21 protein-coding genes are annotated in these 17,379 nt (G+C 64.9%); 12 read left to right on the top strand and 9 right to left on the bottom strand.

The features are described from left to right. The first annotated feature begins 3 nt into the window (after positions 1-3). The 8 genes from XI06_RS11720 (at position 4) to XI06_RS11685 (ending at position 5,813) form a co-directional block, all read left to right on the top strand. Entirely contained in the window at positions 4-1,062 is a 1,059-nt protein-coding gene (locus XI06_RS11720; protein ID WP_271605354.1) for an alcohol dehydrogenase, read from the top strand. A gap of 74 nt (positions 1,063-1,136) precedes the next feature. Continuing rightward, on the top strand, positions 1,137-1,364 hold the full coding sequence (locus tag XI06_RS11715) for a hypothetical protein (RefSeq protein WP_237858325.1): 228 nt from the start codon (positions 1,137-1,139) through the stop codon (positions 1,362-1,364). 280 nt (positions 1,365-1,644) lie between these two features. Further along, a complete protein-coding gene (locus XI06_RS11710) occupies positions 1,645-1,836 on the top strand; it encodes a hypothetical protein (RefSeq protein ID WP_237891264.1) in 192 nt (63 codons plus the stop codon). 40 nt (positions 1,837-1,876) lie between these two features. Further along, positions 1,877-2,050 carry a hypothetical protein gene (locus tag XI06_RS11705; protein ID WP_237858329.1) on the top strand — a complete coding sequence of 58 codons (174 nt, stop codon included), beginning with the start codon at positions 1,877-1,879 and terminating at the stop codon, positions 2,048-2,050. Positions 2,051-2,111: 61 nt separating this feature from the next. Then, positions 2,112-2,345: a hypothetical protein gene (locus XI06_RS11700; protein ID WP_237891265.1), complete on the top strand. Its 234-nt coding sequence runs from the start codon at positions 2,112-2,114 to the stop codon at positions 2,343-2,345. A gap of 225 nt (positions 2,346-2,570) precedes the next feature. Further along, on the top strand, positions 2,571-3,914 hold the full coding sequence (locus tag XI06_RS11695; RefSeq protein WP_271605353.1) for a caspase family protein: 1,344 nt from the start codon (positions 2,571-2,573) through the stop codon (positions 3,912-3,914). A gap of 25 nt (positions 3,915-3,939) precedes the next feature. Continuing rightward, entirely contained in the window at positions 3,940-4,446 is a 507-nt protein-coding gene (locus XI06_RS11690) for a hypothetical protein (protein WP_237858333.1), read from the top strand. A 152-nt stretch (positions 4,447-4,598) separates the two neighbouring features. Further along, positions 4,599-5,813 (top strand): hypothetical protein, encoded by a 1,215-nt coding sequence (locus XI06_RS11685; RefSeq protein ID WP_271605352.1) that lies wholly within the window; start codon positions 4,599-4,601, stop codon positions 5,811-5,813. On the opposite strand, the gene gmk is transcribed toward XI06_RS11685, so the two are convergent. From gmk to XI06_RS11640, 9 genes are all read right to left on the bottom strand, one after another. Continuing rightward, on the bottom strand, positions 5,746-6,402 hold the full coding sequence (gene gmk, locus XI06_RS11680) for a guanylate kinase (RefSeq protein ID WP_237891267.1): 657 nt from the start codon (positions 6,400-6,402) through the stop codon (positions 5,746-5,748). The two genes, XI06_RS11685 and gmk, sit on opposite strands and share 68 nt — an antisense overlap. Positions 6,403-6,405: 3 nt before the next feature. Further along, a complete protein-coding gene (locus XI06_RS11675) occupies positions 6,406-7,293 on the bottom strand; it encodes a YicC/YloC family endoribonuclease (RefSeq protein WP_237858339.1) in 888 nt (295 codons plus the stop codon). 130 nt (positions 7,294-7,423) lie between these two features. Next, complete coding sequence (gene mltG, locus XI06_RS11670) at positions 7,424-8,692, bottom strand: endolytic transglycosylase MltG (protein WP_237858340.1); 1,269 nt, start codon at positions 8,690-8,692, stop codon at positions 7,424-7,426. A gap of 125 nt (positions 8,693-8,817) precedes the next feature. Further along, a complete protein-coding gene (gene fabF / locus XI06_RS11665) occupies positions 8,818-10,083 on the bottom strand; it encodes a beta-ketoacyl-ACP synthase II (protein ID WP_271605351.1) in 1,266 nt (421 codons plus the stop codon). Positions 10,084-10,191: 108 nt separating this feature from the next. Beyond that, the gene (locus tag XI06_RS11660) at positions 10,192-10,431 is read right to left on the bottom strand and encodes an acyl carrier protein (protein WP_008130699.1); all 240 of its coding nucleotides are present in this window, start codon (positions 10,429-10,431) and stop codon (positions 10,192-10,194) included. A 309-nt stretch (positions 10,432-10,740) separates the two neighbouring features. Next, positions 10,741-11,478: a 3-oxoacyl-[acyl-carrier-protein] reductase gene (gene fabG, locus XI06_RS11655; RefSeq protein ID WP_271605350.1), complete on the bottom strand. Its 738-nt coding sequence runs from the start codon at positions 11,476-11,478 to the stop codon at positions 10,741-10,743. A gap of 64 nt (positions 11,479-11,542) precedes the next feature. Continuing rightward, positions 11,543-12,502 (bottom strand): ACP S-malonyltransferase, encoded by a 960-nt coding sequence (fabD, locus tag XI06_RS11650; RefSeq protein WP_271605349.1) that lies wholly within the window; start codon positions 12,500-12,502, stop codon positions 11,543-11,545. 176 nt (positions 12,503-12,678) lie between these two features. Beyond that, on the bottom strand, positions 12,679-13,704 hold the full coding sequence (locus tag XI06_RS11645) for a fatty acid desaturase family protein (protein WP_237891270.1): 1,026 nt from the start codon (positions 13,702-13,704) through the stop codon (positions 12,679-12,681). Positions 13,705-13,707: 3 nt separating this feature from the next. Then, positions 13,708-14,412, bottom strand: coding sequence for a TetR/AcrR family transcriptional regulator C-terminal domain-containing protein (locus XI06_RS11640; protein WP_271605348.1), 705 nt, complete (start codon positions 14,410-14,412; stop codon positions 13,708-13,710). A gap of 344 nt (positions 14,413-14,756) precedes the next feature. On the opposite strand from XI06_RS11640, the gene rpsF reads away from it, so the two are divergent. The 4 genes from rpsF (at position 14,757) to rplI (ending at position 17,339) form a co-directional block, all read left to right on the top strand. After that, positions 14,757-15,254 carry a 30S ribosomal protein S6 gene (gene rpsF, locus XI06_RS11635; RefSeq protein ID WP_128952215.1) on the top strand — a complete coding sequence of 166 codons (498 nt, stop codon included), beginning with the start codon at positions 14,757-14,759 and terminating at the stop codon, positions 15,252-15,254. Between the two features lie 5 nt (positions 15,255-15,259). Further along, entirely contained in the window at positions 15,260-15,499 is a 240-nt protein-coding gene (gene rpsR / locus XI06_RS11630) for a 30S ribosomal protein S18 (RefSeq protein WP_007592020.1), read from the top strand. A gap of 216 nt (positions 15,500-15,715) precedes the next feature. After that, a complete protein-coding gene (locus tag XI06_RS11625; RefSeq protein WP_271605347.1) occupies positions 15,716-16,693 on the top strand; it encodes a DUF2232 domain-containing protein in 978 nt (325 codons plus the stop codon). A gap of 46 nt (positions 16,694-16,739) precedes the next feature. Next, a complete protein-coding gene (gene rplI, locus XI06_RS11620; RefSeq protein WP_237858357.1) occupies positions 16,740-17,339 on the top strand; it encodes a 50S ribosomal protein L9 in 600 nt (199 codons plus the stop codon). Positions 17,340-17,379 lie beyond the last annotated feature (40 nt).

Here is a 17,379-nt window from a genome sequence, read left to right as displayed (position 1 = left end):
AAAATGGCGTTGATGCGTCGGCAGTCGCTGGTCAAGTTCGATGCGCCCCTGTGCGAGACCATCGTCGATACGCCCAAGCCCAAAGCTGCCGAGGTGCTGGTGCGCATCGAGCGCTGCGGCCTCTGCCATTCCGACCTGCACATCCAGGACGGCTATGCCGATCTCGGCGGCGGCAAGAAGCTCGACACCACGCGCGGCATGACGCTGCCCTTCACCCTCGGCCATGAGATCGCCGGCGTCGTCGACGAAGTCGGCCCTGATGTGCCCGCAAGCCTCGTCGGTTCGAAGAAGGCGGTGTTTCCCTGGATCGGCTGCGGCCAGTGCCGCGACTGCAAGAACGGCGACGAGAATCTTTGCGCCAAGCAGCGCTTCCTCGGCGTCTCCATCGACGGCGGCTTCGCCACCCACGTGCTGGTGCCCGACGCAAAATATCTGCTCGACTACGATCCCTTGCCGGTCAACCAGGCTGCGACCTTGATGTGCTCCGGCGTCACCGCCTACGGCGCGCTCAAGCGCCTGGTCGATCGTCCGCGCCAACGCAATCTGCTGCTGATCGGTCTTGGCGGCGTCGGCATGATGGGCCTGTCGTTCGCGCAGGCGATGTTCAAGCAGCCGATCACGGTTGCCGATCTGTCGCCAGCCGCGCGCGAGACCGCGCTGAAGAACGGGGCTGCGGTCGCCTATGACCCGTCCGAGCCCGACGTGATCAAGCGTATCCTGAAGGAGACCGACGGCGGCTTCGACGAGGTGGTCGACTTCGCCGGCAACGAAAAATCGATGGCGTTTGCGGTCGCGGTCGCCGCGCGCGGCGGCAAGGTCGTGATCTCAGGCCTGATGGGCGGCCAGTTCACGCTGCCGATGGTGCAATGGGTCTACAAGCGCCTCACGGTCGAGGGTTTCATGGTCGGCACGCTTGCCGAGGCGCATGAGCTGATGGCGCTCGCCCGCGCCGGCAAGATCAAGCCGACGCCGATGCGCGAAGAGCCGATGGGCGACGTCCAGAAGTGGATCGACGAATTGCGCGCTGGCAAGGTGGTCGGCCGTATCGTGCTGAAGAACTGAGTATCGGTCGGCGGCGGGATGCACGTCTCGCCGCCGCGCCCGGAACGGCTTTGGTTGCACCGCGTTGGCAGCGCATGTCCATTCGCTGTACGGTCGAGAGCGCATTCTTCATCGCCTGGAGCTTCCTTGAGAAGACCGGCGAGCTCGGGCCGCCTGATGCGTCCGCGGACATCATTCTCGATGCGATCGAGGCGCAACTCAGGACCGGCGAGCGCCGGCCGCTGATGCTCGCCAACCGGGCGATCGAGGCCTACCGGCGCGCGAACCGCCAGTCGGCGGCGCGCGAGGCCCGCCTGGGGTAGCGGGTCACCTGCGCATACGCTGTGTTCACTGTTGCACAGAGCGGGTGTTCCGTTTTCGAAATATCCGGTGTTCTCCGGTCAAGAACAGAGTTCGAAGCGTGGCGGACAGGCAACAATGCTTGCGCGGCGGCGCCCGACATCAATCTCTTTCAATTTCCCGTAAGACCAGTGCGCCAGTTGATCTGCGTTCGCGTTGCGATCACTTCAGACCCGAGCTTGGAACGCCGTGTGCGTCCAGCGCGTTCACCACTCGTCAAGGCAATAACGGAGTCCGATTTGCATGACGAAGCCGCTGACAAAAACCGTGCAACCTGTTCCCAACGAGAACCAGAGCCACAAGGGCGCCGGCAGCGCGCCGACAGTTCCTGTCGACACGACCAAAGGCCATCGCGACGACGAGAAACAGAACATCCGTGAGCAGGCTGCCCACGGCAACCTCACCCAGAACACCAGCAACCGGCGCATGGGCTAGGCGCAGAAACCAGGGGGATTAAAGAGGAGATACGAACTTGATGACCCCCGGCAAATGGTACGATCCGATCTCCGAACGCTGGATCGCGCCGCGCGAATTCCACGTCGTAGCTCCCTCCCCCCACGCCAGCGAGAACCACGTACTCGAGATGCAGAGGTCCATCGAGATCCAGCGCATCTGGCGCCTGCTGGTCGATTGCTGCGCAAGCAAGTGATGCTCTTGCCCGTGCGTGACGGCGAAGCAGCGCGCCGTCCGCCACATGTTAGTCTTTCTGCATGACCGATCCCGCATCCTCCGCCAGGCCTGTCGCTAAGCCCGTTGCAATCGCGATCCGCTATCTCGCGATCATCGCCGGCTGCGCCTGCCTCCTTGTCACCGCGATCTGCTTTGCGATCGCGTGCCAGGTCTTCATTCAAACCGGCGTGTTCGCGCAATCCTACGTGATGGTGGGATTGATTGGCGGCGTGCTCGGCATGTTGGCGCTGAAGCTGGCGAGTGTGTGGAGATAGACCCCCTTCGGCCCTGCCGGTGCGACGGGGGCAAAAGTGTATCGCTTTGGCCTCCATCGGGCGAAGTCACAAAGCAAGCCTCGGGCAAAAGCCGCCGCGAGATGGATGTGTCCTGCCCTTCCCGGCCGCGAGGCCTGGAAGGCTCGCTGCCGCACGGAATGTCGCACACCGCTTTTCGCGAGCGCGCCCGGCTGGTAGATTGTCGGCATTGATTTGGGGGCTTTCATGCACGCGAGGATTTTCAATCGCGTCCTGACGCTGGCGGCGCTCATCGCAGCCACGCTTGTTGCCGCGCAGCCGGCATCGGCCGAGAAGCGCATCGCGCTGGTCGTCGGCAACTCCGCCTACAAGAACATCACGCCGCTCGACAATCCGTCCAAGGACGCGACGCTGATGGCCGACACGCTTGGCTCGCTCGGCTTCGCGCTGGTCGGCGGCCACGCCCAGCTCGATCTCGACAAGGCCGCGATGGACATCGCTGTGCAGAGCTTTGGGAAGCAGGTGCAGGGCGCTGACGTTGCGCTGTTCTATTATGCCGGCCACGGCGTACAGGTAGCCGGCTCCAACTACCTCGTCCCGGTCGGCGCCAATCCGACACGCGAGGCCGACGTCGATTTCCAGATGACCGACGTCAACCTCGTGCTGCGGCAGATGCAGGGCTCCGGCACGCGGCTCAACCTTGTCATTCTCGATGCCTGCCGCAACAATCCCTTCGGCTCGCGCGGCCTACGTTCCTCCGAAGGGGGCCTTGCGCAGATGCGCGCGCCCGAGGGCACGCTGATCTCCTACGCGACACAGCCCGGCAATGTCGCCCAGGACGGCAGCGACGGTCACAGCCCCTACACCAAGGCACTCGCCGCGACCGTCCGCACCGCAGGCCTCGACGTATTCCAGACCTTCAACCAGGTCGGGCTTGCCGTGAAGCGCGCCACCGCAGGCGCGCAGCAACCCTGGGTCTCGTCCTCGCCAATCGACGGCACGTTCTACTTCGTGCCACCGACGCAAACCGCGCCACCACAGGTCGCGGCGATGCAGCCCGATCCACTGTCGTCGGAGCGCCTCCGTGCCGACCCCGACCGCGTTCCGTTGCGCGATGCCGCGTTGCTCAGCGAGTTGAACGAGCGGCTCTACGAGCTCAATTTCGATCCTGACACGCCCGACGGATTGACGCGCGCCATCACGAAACTTCAACAGCGCATTGCCATGGCACCAACAGGCGAAGCGACCGAGGGCCTGCTGCTGCGGATGCGCAAGATGGAGGATCTCAAGCCGTGGGGCTCGATCGTCTACGGGCCCGACAGCAACAAATGGGGCATCTCGTGGAATCACGCCTCGCGGCGCGCGGCGGTGGCGGATGCGCGCGGCAATTGCGCCGGTGCCAAATGTGCGATCGAGCTCTCCTTCTACGGCAAGAGCTGTGGCGCGTTCGCAATCTCGGACAAATCCTGGTCGCTGGTCCAGCGCGACAGCGTCCAGCGCGCGAAGGACGCAGCGCTTGACGATTGCGGAAAGGCTGGCAAAGCTTGCCGCATTATTGGGGCCGTCTGCGCCGACGGCTCCGGTCGTTGATTTTCATAATGTGGATTGGTTGCTCATGACGAACTTCGCCCGCGCCTTTGCGCTCACCTCGCTCATCGTCACCCTCGCCTCGACAGCCACATTCGCGCAATCCGGCAGCGCCGGCGGCTCGATTGGCAATGACGAGAAGTCCCTGTCCGGCTCGCGCCAGGACAGTGCGCCCGGCCGCTCCGCCGAACCCGCGCCGTCGGCACGCCGGAGCAAACCGGCCGCAGACGAACCCCGCTCGTCGTCACGGCGCGGTGGTGGAGGCGGTGGCGGAGGCAGCTTCGACGGCGCCTGGTCCGTCACCAGCGTCGGCTGTGGCGGCACGGTCAGCGGCGCGACCGTCGTGACCTCGGGCCGTGTGATCGCCGAAGGCGTCAGCGGGACCGTCAGCCCGAACGGCGCGGTGCACACGTTCGGGCATGGTGAAGGCGGCATCACCTATACCGGCGCCGGCCGCCTGTCCGGGCGCAGCGGTTCCGGCACGTTCCGCCGCTCCGACGGCTGCTCGGGAACCTGGACCGCGAGCAAGCAATAGCGCCGGCAAAAAGCCTGAATTCGCGGTGGAACGAACGCCGCGCAGGCCCGATTCAAGCCACATCCTCTCCGGATTTGCGGCTCATTGCCACCTAACTCTTTGTTGAGAAAGGGAAGGTAACGAGTTGCGTCATGCGTAATCGGGAGACCAGGATGGGCAACCGCACCGCAAAGTTTCTATCCGCGCTGGTCGGCAGCATTATTGCCGGCGCACCATTGGCCGCTGTCTCACAGAATGCGCCAAGCGCCCCTGCCGCTGCAAGCACGGCGAATGCCGCGAGCGACTGTCTCGGCTCGCCGAAGGGCACAGCGCCGCAGGGACAGCACTGGCACTATCGCGTGGAACGCGGGACCAAGCGGCAGTGTTGGTATCTGCGTGCCGAGGGCGCTAAGGCCACAACCACCGCGCAGACCGCTGAAGGTTCGGCGCAACCGGATTCATCGCCACCGCAATCGGTGCAGAATGCGCGCGCCGAATATATCGTGCCGCAGGGAACGCCCGCGCAAGCAGCGCCCGCGACCGCGCCGAAGGCAACTCAGCCCGCGCCCACCAGCAGCGGCGAAACGCAGCAGCCGGCCGTCGCCACGCGTTGGCCTGATACCATGACGGCAGCCGCCGCGCCGGAGCTGGCAGCGGCACCCGCGCCAGCAATCGACCAGCCGAGCGCGCAGCCGCCGGCATCCCCTGCCCCGGTGGCGCCCGCCTCGGCCGACAATGCTGACAAGCCGACGGGGTCGCTCCCGACATTGCTGCTCGTGATCGTCGGAGCGCTCGCGCTCGCCGGCCTCATCGCCAGCGTAATCTATCGCTTCGCCGGTGGCCGAGCGCGCGTGCAGACGGCCGATCGCCGCGTGAATTGGGACAGGCAGGATGATGGCAACAGCCGCGCGCCCTGGCACGCGGCGCCGCGCGCAGAGCGGCCGCTTCCGGTGGACTTCGACGCTGTGCGTCCGGAGCCGCCGCAGATCGCCGCATTCACCGACGAAATCCGCCGGATCGCAGCGCAAAGCCGTCCCCTTGCGCTCGCGGCCGCGGAGCCCGAGAAGACCGAGATCGACTATTTCGACGGCGAGTTCGAGATCGAGGCGACAGCGTCTCTCGCGGCCGACGGCCAAGACGACGGCCATGGCGAAGAAACGACCGATCACGATGTGAACGCGCATCAGGAGCACGTCCACGACGCGGACGCGCACGAGGACCATGCGCGCGACGACAATGCCGTCGACGTCGACGTCATCACGGCGATGCTGGAACGGCTGGCGAACGAGGGGCCGCGGCTGACGCAGCCGAGAATCGAGCCTAGCCTTGAAGCTGACCTTGCAGCCCTCGCACGAAGCTCACGAGGCCGGTCCGCCGCTCGCGCTTGAGGCGCTCGGCCTTCAGGATCGACTGCACCTCGGCGAAGGCGTCATCGACGTTGTGATTGATGACGATGTAGTCGTACTCGGCCCAGTGGCTCATCTCATGGCTGGCGCGGCTCATGCGCTTGCGGATGACCTCGTCGGAATCCTGCGCGCGCGAATGCAGCCGCTTCTCGAGGTCGCCGGCCGACGGCGGCAGGATGAAGACGCTGACGACGTCGGCGCGCGCTTTTTCGCGCAATTGCTGGGTTCCTTGCCAATCGATGTCGAACAGCACGTCCTGCCCCGCCGACAGCGCGGTCTCGACGGGCGCGCGCGGCGTGCCGTAGCTGTTGTCGAACACGTTGGCCCATTCCAGGAGCTCGTCGCCCTTCACCATGGCGTCGAACTTGGCCTTGTCGACGAACAGATAATCTCGGCCGTCGACCTCGCCGGGCCGCATCGCGCGTGTGGTCGCGGACACCGACATGCGAAGGCCCGGCATACGGTCGATCAGCATGCGCGACAGCGTCGTCTTGCCCGCCCCCGATGGCGAAGACAGCACGAACATCAATCCGCGCCGCTCGACCCCGTCAGTGCCGTGCCCCGTCGTCATCGATCACTCCAGATTCTGGACCTGTTCGCGGAATTGCTCGACCACGTTCTTCATGGCGAGCCCGGTATTAGTCAGCTCGATGTCGTTCGACTTCGAGCAGCAGGTGTTGACCTCGCGGTGAAACTCCTGCGCCAGGAAATCGAGCTTGCGGCCGATCGGGCCGCCCTTGCCGATCAGCTCGCGCGCCTGCGCGATGTGGGATGCGATGCGGTCGAGCTCCTCGCGGATGTCGGCCTTTGTGGCGATAAGGATCGCTTCCTGCATCAGGCGGTCCGAATCGAAACGGTCTGATGTGTCGAGCAGCGTGGCAATCTGCTCGGCGAGCTTCGCCTTGATCGCCTCCGGCTTGCGGCCGGGCGCGCTTTCCGCCTTCTTCGCGAGTTGCTCGACCTCGTCGACCCGCTGGGTCAGGATCTGGCCGAGCGAGGTGCCCTCGCGCTTGCGCATCGCCACGAGCTCGTCGAGCGCCTTGTCGAAAGCGTCGGCGGCGGCAGCGCGCGCGGCCTTGTCTTCCTCCTCATCGCCCTCGGGCTCGGCGACCTCGACGACACCCTTGATGGCCAGAAGGCCGTCGATGCTCGGCGCGACGGCGTCGATCTTGCCGGAGATGACGGCGGCCGCCTTCAGCACCGCGTTGAGCACGTCCTCATTGACGCGGACGGTGGCGGCCGCATTGGCGCGCTTGACGTTGAGATTGGCATAGACGGTGCCGCGCGAGAGCAGCTCGCCGGCGCGCTTCTTGGCGTGGGCCTCGAGCTCGTCGAATCCCTGCGGCAGCCGGACCCTGAGGTCAAAGCCCTTGGCGTTGACCGACTTCAACTCCCATTCGAACGTATACGGCCCGCTTGCGCCGTGGCTTCGGGCAAAGCCGGTCATGGACGACAGCGCCATCAGGTCAAATTCTCCAGATACATGGGATTCGCAAGGCCATCAGGCCACGCGAATCTTAAGACTATTTTGCAGGAAAGTGGAATCCGCAAAGTCCGCAGGCAGGTCTGCAGGGACGCCGATGGGAGCAGGCCTAGCGCTGGACCACCGGCGGTGACGGCTGCACCGCGCCCTGGCGGGCCGGCGCTCCCGGCCGCGCCGGCGGCTTCTTCTGCTGGGTCGGCTTGGGCGGCGTGGTCGCGGTGGGTGCCGTATCCGCGGCCGCCGGCGCAGCGGTGGCCGGCGCGGGAGCATCGTCGGCCGGCTCGACCGTGTCGTTCTGGATCTGCTTCTCCATCGCGCGGAGTTTCGCGACGTTCCTCTGGTGCGCGTCGTAGGTCTCTGTGAAGGCGTGGCCTCCCGATCCGTCGGCGACGAAATAGAGGTCGCGGGTGCGGGCCGGGTTGGCGGCGGCCTCGAGCGAGGCGCGACCGGGATTGGAGATCGGGCCCGGCGGCAGGCCCTCGATCACGTAGGTGTTGTAGGGCGAGGGCTGCGTGATCTCGCTGCGCTTGATCGGACGTCCCAGCGTGCCCTTGCCGCCGACGAGGCCGTAGATGATGGTCGGGTCGGACTGCAGCTTGATCTTCTGCTTGAGGCGATTGACGAACACGGCTGCCACACGGCTGCGCTCGTCCGGCTTGCCGGTCTCTTTCTCGACGATCGAGGCCAGCGTCACCAGCTGCTCTGGAGTCTTGACCGGCAGGTCCTGGCTGCGGCGCTCCCAGATCTCGGCGAGCACGCGCTTGTGCGCCTGTTGCATGCGCTGGATCACCTGGTCACGCGGGGTCCCGCGCGGGAACTTGTAGGTCTCGGGCAGCAGCGTGCCTTCGCGCGGCAACTCATGCACGCTGCCGGTGAAGATATCGTTGTCGGTGAGCCGCGCCACGATCTGCTCGGAGGTCAGGCCTTCGGGAATCGTGACGGCGTGCTGGACCACCTTGCCCTCGACGATCGTGCCAATGACGTCGCGCAAGCTCGCGTTCTTCTGGAACGAATATTCACCGGGCTTCAGGTCCGAGCTCGCCTTCAGCGCAGCCACGGCGCCGATGAACACCCATGGGTTGACGTCGGTGACGCCCTCCTTGTTCAGGGTCTCGGCGATGTCGCGCTTGCCCGCACGCTGCGGGATGTTCACGACCTTGTCTTCTTTCAGCGGTCCCGGCGACTCCAGCACCTGCCGGCCGTAATAATAGGCCGCGCCGGCGCCGATCATGCCGATCAGAAGCAAGGTAATGATGGCGTTGCCGACCACGACGAACGGATTGCGCGCCCGCTCCGAACGCTTCGGCGGCGGCGGGACCTGCTCCGGCTCGAGCGCTGCCCGCGGACTCCGGGGCGAAATGGGCGGCCTTTCACTCATCGAAGCAACCTGAATCCTGCCGGTTCAATCGCAGCCAGACAATCGCTTGCCGAGCCAAATGCACGCGCCCACAGATATGACTATCGCCGAATACGGCAAAACGGTGGATTCGTCTCAAACGCAAACTATTGGGCCAGACGCCGGACGATCACCGACGCATTGGTACCGCCGAAACCGAAAGAGTTCGACAACGCAACGTTCACCTCGCGCTGCTTCGCCTTGTGCGGCACGAGATCGATCGCGGTCTCCACCGACGGGTTGTCCAGGTTAATGGTCGGCGGCACGACATTATCGCGAATCGCGAGGATCGCGAAGATCGCCTCGATCGCGCCGGCCGCGCCGAGCAGATGGCCGGTCGACGATTTGGTCGAGGACATCGCCACCTTGGAGGCGGCATTGCCGAGCAAACGCTCCACCGCACCGAGCTCGATCTCGTCGCCTAGCGGCGTCGAGGTGCCGTGAGCGTTGATGTAGTCGAGATCTGCCGCGGTCAGGCCGGCGCGCTTGAGCGCGGCCGACATGCTTCGGAAACCGCCATCACCATCGGGTGACGGCGACGTAATGTGATAGGCGTCACCCGACAGGCCGTAGCCGATCACCTCGGCATAGATCCTCGCGCCGCGGCGCCGGGCATGCTCGAGCTCCTCCAGGACGAGGACGCCAGCGCCCTCGCCCATCACGAAACCGTCGCGATCCTTGTCGTAGGGACGCGAGGCCTTCTCGGGCGTCTCGTTGAAGCCGGTCGACAACGCGCGCGCGGCATTGAAGCCGGCGATGCCGATGCGGCTGATCGGCGACTCGGCGCCACCGGCGACCATCACGTCGGCATCGCCGAGCGCGATCAGACGGGCGGCATCGCCAACGGCGTGGGCGCCGGTGGAGCAGGCCGTGACCACCGAATGGTTCGGGCCCTTCAGCCCATGCTTGATCGACACATAGCCGGAGGCGAGATTGATCAGGCGGCCGGGTATGAAGAACGGCGATACCTTACGAGGGCCCCGCTCCTTGAGGAGGATCGCGGTGTCGGCGATACCGTTGAGGCCGCCGATGCCCGAGCCGATCATGGTGCCGGTCGCGCATTTGTCCTCTTCGGTCTCGGGATGCCAGTTGGCATCGTCGAGCGCCTGGCCTGCCGCGGCCATGCCGAAGATGATGAAGTCGTCGACCTTGCGCTGGTCCTTCGGCTCCATCCACTTGTCGGGATTGAAGCTGTCGTTGCCGCCGTCGCCGCGCACGACGGTGCAGGCGTATTTGGTCTGCAGATCGGAGACATCGAAGCTCTCGATCCTGCGCGCACCGCTTTCGCCGTTGAGAATGCGTTTCCAGGTGGCATCGACGCCGCAGCCGAGTGGCGACACCATGCCGAGACCAGTGACGACAACCCGCCTCATATCCGAAAACTCCGCATCGAAAGATTCACGGCCAATAACAAGAAACCGGCTGGCCGCTGGGAAGCGGCCCGTCCGGTTTCAATGTTGTCCCCGCGAAAATGAAGAGCGTTAGCTCTTCGCGTTCTTCTCGAGAAACTTCGTGGCGTCGCCGACGGTGAGAATCGTCTCAGCGGCGTCGTCCGGAATCTCACAACCGAATTCTTCTTCGAACGCCATCACCAGCTCGACGGTGTCCAGACTGTCGGCGCCGAGGTCATCGATGAAGCTCGCTGCGTCGACAACCTTCTCGGGTTCAACACCAAGGTGTTCGACCACGATCTTCTTAACCCGTTCGCCAATGTCACTCATTGCATAACCTCGTGTTGTTCCCTGTAGACCCGACCCCCCGGGACGATACGAGCCGTCGTGGTCGTTGACTGCCTTCGCTTACGAACTTTGATTTGACCCCATCTTAACCGATAGAGGCCCGGCGAACGACGGCCAAGGCTCCGCATCGCCAATATACAGGGTTTCAAAAACCTGCAATGGCGTTCTTTGCCCATCCGTTGAAGGTCCGGTTATCATACTTCAACTGCCTTGACTACACGCCTCAATTCACTCTGGAAACGGCCGTTTGCCGCATCCGCACTGTCCATGTGGGCAGTGCGGAACGCCGCGTCAGATCATGGCCATGCCACCGTTAACGTGGATGGTCTGGCCGGTGACGTAAGCAGCCTCGTTCGAACTCAGGTAGACCGCGGCGGCCGCGATATCCTCGGGCGTGCCCAAACGGGCAGCCGGAACCTTGGCCAGGATGGTCTCGCGCTGCTTGTCGTTGAGCGCATCCGTCATCGGCGTCTTGATGAAGCCGGGCGCGATGCAATTGGCGGTGACACCGCGCTTGGCGTATTCGGCGCCCAGCGTCTTGATCATGCCGATCAGGCCGGCCTTCGACGCGGTGTAGTTGCCCTGCCCCGGATTGCCGGTGACGCCGACAATCGACGTGATGGCAATGATGCGGCCGAAGCGCTTGCGCATCATCAATTTGGTGGCGGCGCGCGCCAGGCGGAAGGTCGCGGTCAGGTTGACGTTGATGACCTCATCCCAATCCTCGTCACGCAGCTGAACGAACAGATTGTCGCGCGTGATACCGGCGTTGGCGATGAGAATGTCCACCTGCCCCATCGCGGCTTCCGCAGCCGGCACCAGCGCTTCGACTTCGTCGGCCTTGGAGAGATTGCAGGGCAGCACATGATTGCGCTCGCCGAGCTTGCCGGCAAGCTCATCCAGCACTTCCTTGCGCGTCCCTGAGATCGCGACGGTCGCGCCCTGCGCATGCAGCGCCTGCGCGATCGCGCCGCCGATGCCGCCGGTCGCGCCGGTGACGAGCGCCTTTCGGCCAGTCAGATCGAACATTGAGAGACTCCTTCGAAGCACGATCCGGAAAAGTGTGCAGCGGTTTTCCGGATCGTGCGTAAACTTAAGCCTGCTTCGCGGCGGCCAATGCATCCCTGGCGGCGGCAATGTCGTTCGGACCACCGACCGCAACGCCGACGGCACCGTCGGCAATGCGCTTGACGAGCCCCGTCAGCACCTTGCCCGCACCGATCTCGAAGAAACGGGTGACGCCCTGCCCCGCCATATAGGCGACCGACTCGCGCCAGCGCACCGTGCCCGTGACCTGCTCGACCAGCCGGCGGCGAATCTCGTCGGGATCGATGATTGCGCGGGCCAGCACATTCGAGACCAGCGGCGCAGCCGGCGCCTTGATCGTGACCTTGGACAGCGCTTCGGCCATCGCGTCGGCCGCGGGCTGCATCAGCTTGCAATGGAACGGTGCGGACACCGGCAGCAGCATCGCGCGCTTGGCGCCCTTGGTCTTGGCGATCTCGACGGCGCGATCGACCGCAGCCTTGTCGCCGGAGACGACCACCTGGCCCCCACCATTGTCATTGGCAGCCTGACAGACCTGGCCCTGCGCCGCCTCCTTGGCGACCTCCATGGCCGCGTCATAATCGAGGCCGAGCAGCGCGGCCATGGCACCGGCGCCGACTGGCACGGCCTTTTGCATTGCGAGACCGCGGGTGCGAAGCAGCCGCGCGGTATCAGAGATTGTCAGGCTGCCGGCCGCAGCCAGCGCCGAATATTCGCCGAGCGAGTGACCAGCGACGAAGGCAGCATCCCGTCCCACGGAAAATCCGGCTTCAGCCTCTAGCACGCGCAGGGTCGCTACAGACACCGCCATCAGGGCCGGCTGCGCGTTCTCGGTGAGCTGAAGGGTCTCGGCCGGGCCGTCCCAGATGGTCGCTGTCAGCTTCTCTCCAAGCGCGGCGTCGACCTCGTCGAACACGGCGCGCGCCGCCGGAAAAGCGTCGGCAAGGGCCTTGCCCATGCCAACCGCCTGGGAACCCTGCCCCGGAAATGTGAATGCTGCCGTCATCGGCGCGCTCCCTGGATCGCTCAACCCGTGTGCCACGAGAACCCGGCAGCCGATGACGTCCGGCCCGAGCCTTGGCTCCCGACCATGCTCCGAAAGGGGCCGTAGACACTGTCCGGGGCCGGAATGTCAAGCCAAGATAGGAACTTCGGCTTGCATTCACCTGGGGGATGCGGCCCCTAAAATCCACCGTTGGTCTGGTTGGAATCGACCGTCGCCCCCGCCCGCGCGCGGCGCGCACTGCTCACCAGCTGGCCTGGACGGTCATCCCGATCGGGCTTGGCGGTGGCAAGCCGCAGCACTGCGGCGTAGTTCGGCTGCACTTCCATCCGACCGGCGTGGCGACTCTCGCTGAGCACGCGGTGGACCTTCGGCAGGTTGTAACAGGGCACGTAGAACAAGAGATGATGCTCGAGGTGGTAGTTCACGTAGTACGGTGCGATGAACAGACGCTCGAGGAAATTGGCGTGCGTGGTACGCGTGTTGCGCAACGGATCGCTGCTGTCAGGCACGACGGCGTGTTCGGCGATGTTGCGGATGCGGGTGATCACCATCATCCAGGTGAGCAGCGGCACCAGCCATAGCAGCGGATAGGCCCACCACACGCCGGCCGCCGCGAGACCTGCGAACATCGCGGCGTTGACGAGGCATTGCGGACCGAGCTTGTCCCAGAAATGTGCGGCGCGCTGCCGCAACGGCCAGTCCTTCGGCCCGAGCGCGTTGAGCAATTGCGCCTTGCGCTGCTGGTAGCCGGTCTGTCCGGTGACGTCGCGGATGAATTTGCGCCGATAACTCAGTTTCGTGATCGGAAACGGCGCCGACAGCACCAGATCAGGATCATCCTCCTGCTGCGTGCGCGCATGATGCTGCAGATGATAGCGCCGATAGCTGCGAGTTTCGGCAAACAGAGGATAGGCGCAAAACCATTGGCTCAGCGCCAGATTGGTTTTCTCGTCCGCGGACAGACAACCATGCGCACCATCATGCATGAGGATCGCGAGCCCAAGCTGGCGCGAGCCGATGATGGCGACAGCGAGAACATAGGTGATCGGATTGGGCCACCACGCGACCAGCGCGATCGCGGCAATGATGAGCGCCCAGGCGTGGACGATCATCGCGACGCCCTTCCAGGTCACGCGCTGGCGCACGTCGGCGAGCTGATCGTCGGTCAGGAAATCGCGGGCACGCATGCGAAGCGCAGTCATCGCCTACCCCTTCTCATTCGAATTGCTCGGTGTGTCGTGCTCGTCGACGAGACGCAGGCGCGCAGTATCACCGGCCGGTTTCGCCTGCTCGCCGAGCACGCGCAGCATCTCGGCGCAGAGCGCTTCGGGCGAGCGGCCCATCGCGTAACCCTCCAGGATGACGCCGATGGCGACGGCCCAGAACCGCCGCGAGCTTTCATCGGGCGCACGCAGCGAGCGCCAGCCGTGGCGCACCACCTGGCCCGCATAGGCGCGTGCGCCTTCAGAATGCAGGCGCTCGATGGTCCGCTCGACCAGCGGCGCCAGATCCTGGCGCCGCCGCGTCAGCGTCAGTGCCTCGGCAAAGAACGCGACCGAATCGCTCGCGGTCACGGTCTCGGCCAATGCCTGCGTGTAGTCCCGCGGCGTGCGCGCCTTCAGCGCCGCCTGCTCGGTCGCGCGGGCCAGATACAGAAGATCGCGACAGGCGCATTCGACGAACAGCGCCTCCTTGGTGCGGAAGTAATAGGTGATCTGGCTCGGGAATGCGTCGGCGGCGGCAGCAATGTCGGTGATCGCGGTGCCTGACAGCCCCCGCTCGCGAAACAGCGGGCTCGCCGCATCCAGCAGCAGAGAACGCATCTTGCGGCCGGCCGAGCGCGTCGCCCGCGCGGCGTGCTTGGGATCGCCAGCCGCCTCAAGCGGCTCGTGCGCCGGCTTTTCCACCATGGATCCTCCCCCTGATTTATTTGTATGACATACAAACAAATAGATCAAGCCGGGATGTGGTATGGGAGGACCGATCTCACGACCCGTTCCGGAACCATCTGGGCCGAAAACCCGAGCCTCAAACCTTGCAAAGCCGGCCAAAATCCGTATAAGCGCGCCATCCGCAGACCCCGGCCGGGAGCTGAACGGACGGTCTCAGCAAATCCTCAGTGATTTTGGTGTGGCAGGGCCAGTCGGCCCGTCGTCCCGTGTTTCCGCCTTCTGAGCTTAATCCCAGAGTCCTTTCCGAAGGTCTCTTAAGGGCTTGACGCCGGGCAATGCGCCAACACGAGGAAAGGACGACAATGGCTCTCTATGAGCATGTTTTTCTCGCGCGCCAGGACGCGAGCACGCAGCAGGTCGAAGAGCTGACTGCGCAGATGACCGGCATCGTCGAAGGTCTCGGCGGCAAGGTCACCAAGACCGAGAATTGGGGCGTTCGCTCCCTCACCTACCGCATGAACAAGAACCGCAAGGCGCACTTCGTGCTGCTCAACATCGACGCGCCCTCCGCGGCGATCGCCGAGATCGAGCGCCAGGAGCGCATCAGCGAGGACGTGATCCGCTATCTCAGCGTCCGCGTCGAAGAGCTCGAGGAAGGTCCGTCTGCAATGATGCGCAAGGCTGACCGCGATCGCGAGCGTGACGATCGTGGCGGCGGCTTCCGCGGCGAGCGTGAAGGCGGCTTCCGTGGCGACCGCGAAGGCGGTTTCCGTGGTGGCGATCGTGATGGTGGTGGCTTCCGCGGCGATCGCGGCCCGCGCCGCCCGCGCGACGAAGCTGAAACGACGGATGGGGAGTAAGAACAATGGCTGAAGCTGGTGCACGTCGCCCGTTCTTCCGTCGCCGCAAGAGCTGCCCGTTCACGGGGGCCAATGCGCCGAAGATCGACTACAAGGACTCCAAGCTGTTGATGCGTTACGTCTCCGAGCGCGGCAAGATCGTGCCGAGCCGCATCACCGCGGTGTCCGCAAAGAAGCAGCGTGAGCTCGCCCGCGCCATCAAGCGCGCGCGCTTCCTGGGCCTGCTGCCCTACGTCATTCGCTAAGACGGATTCGGCCGGCGGCGATCAAGCCGCCGGCCGCACTCCAAAACGCGATGATTCATCATCGCGTTTTGGATTTGTCGTTTGAGCATGATCTTTTCGGAAAACCGCTGCACACTTTTCCGGATCATGCTTGATTTTCATAAGGCTTCCGGGTCGTCCGGTCGCCGATGGTTGGGGCAAGGCGCCTCTAACCGCTCGAAGGGAGCGGGACAGCTGATGATGATGTTTGGACTGATAGCCCTGATCGCCGGCGCAGCGTCGGCCCTGATGTTCGCCTCGATCGTGTCGGGCGCGCTGATCTCGCTCGTCCTGTTCTATCTCGCACCGCTGCCGCTGATGGTCGCCGCGATCGGCTGGGGGCCGCTCTATGCGAGTCTCGGCGGAATCGCCGCCGCGGTCGGCCTCGGCGCCATCTTTGGCCTGCCCTATTGTGTCGCCTTTGCCGTCACTGTCGCGTTGCCGGCCTGGTGGCTGGGCCATCTTGTCTTGCTCGGTCGGCACGTTTCGAGCGCGACGCCTGCCGCAGCCATCGCTGCGCCAGCCGAACCCGAAATCGAATGGTATCCGGTCGGCCAGATCCTGTTGTGGATCGCGGGCTTCGCGATGCTGACCACGATCGCCGCCCTGCTCACGCTCGGCACCGATGCCGACACCATCACCGGTACGCTGCACCGTGGCTTGACGCGCATCCTCCATGCGACCGATCCCCAGGCCACCGGTGAGGCCGACCAGTTTATCGACGCGCTGGTGCGCATTGCGCCGGCTGCCGCCGCCATCGTCTCGATGATGACGCTCACCCTCAATCTTTGGCTCAGCGCCAAGGTGACGGCGACATCGGGCCGGCTGCGCCGCCCCTGGCCGGATATGAAGACGGCCCAATTGCCGGCGATGACACTCGCGGTGCTCTGCATCGCGCTCGCCTTCTGCTTCACCGGCGGCCTGCTCGCGATCGTCGCGCAGATCGCCACGGCGGCATTGATGATGGCTTACGCGCTGACCGGCTTCGCCGTGCTGCACACGCTGACGCTCGCGCTGAAGAGCCGCACCTTCTGGCTCGGTTCGACCTATGCCGTCGTCGTCCTGTTCGGCTGGCCTGTCATCGCGATGGTGGCCCTCGGCCTCGCGGATGCCGTGTTCGGCTTCCGCGAGCGCTTCCTGCGCAACCGGCAGCCGCCGCCATTGCCGACCTCTTGAGTTCAACCCGAAACTGAAAACCAGAGCACTTCAAAGGAGAACGAATATGGAAGTCATTTTGCTGGAACGCGTGAGCAAGCTCGGCCAGATGGGCGAAGTCGTGAAGGTTCGCGACGGTTATGCCCGCAATTTCCTGCTCAAGCGCGGCAAGGCGCTGCGTGCCACCGCCGACAACCGCGCCAAGTACGACGGCATGAAGGCCGACCTCGAGGCTCGCAACCTCGCCTCGAAGGGCGAGGCATCCAAGGTCGCCGAGAAGATCGCGGGCAAGAACATCATTGTGATCCGTCAGGCGTCCGAAGCCGGCCAGCTGTTCGGCTCGGTCACGGTGCGTGATGTGGTTGTCGCCTTCGAGGCTGACGGTGTCTCGCTCGCCCGTCCGCAGGTGCAGCTCGATGCGCCGATCAAGACCATCGGCAAGCACTCGATCACCGTCGCCGTTCACCCCGAGGTCGAGGTCGAAGTCACCGTCACCGTTGCGCGCAGCCAGGACGAGGCCGAGCGCATCAACCGCGGCGAGGACATCTCCACCCGCAACGAGGACCGCGATGCGGCCGCCGAAGCGATCGCCGCCGCCGGCGAGTTCTTCGATCCGGAAGCCCAGCACGACGACGTCGAGCCGGCCCCGGCTGCGGAAGAGAAGTAAGCTTCCTCTTTACGCAAGTCTGCGAAGCCCGGCTGCCTCA

Origin of the sequence: Bradyrhizobium sp. CCBAU 11434, assembly GCF_028128895.1 — a bacterium.
Taxonomy (GTDB): domain Bacteria; phylum Pseudomonadota; class Alphaproteobacteria; order Rhizobiales; family Xanthobacteraceae; genus Bradyrhizobium; species Bradyrhizobium zhengyangense.
This window is presented reverse-complemented; position numbering and strand designations above follow the sequence as displayed.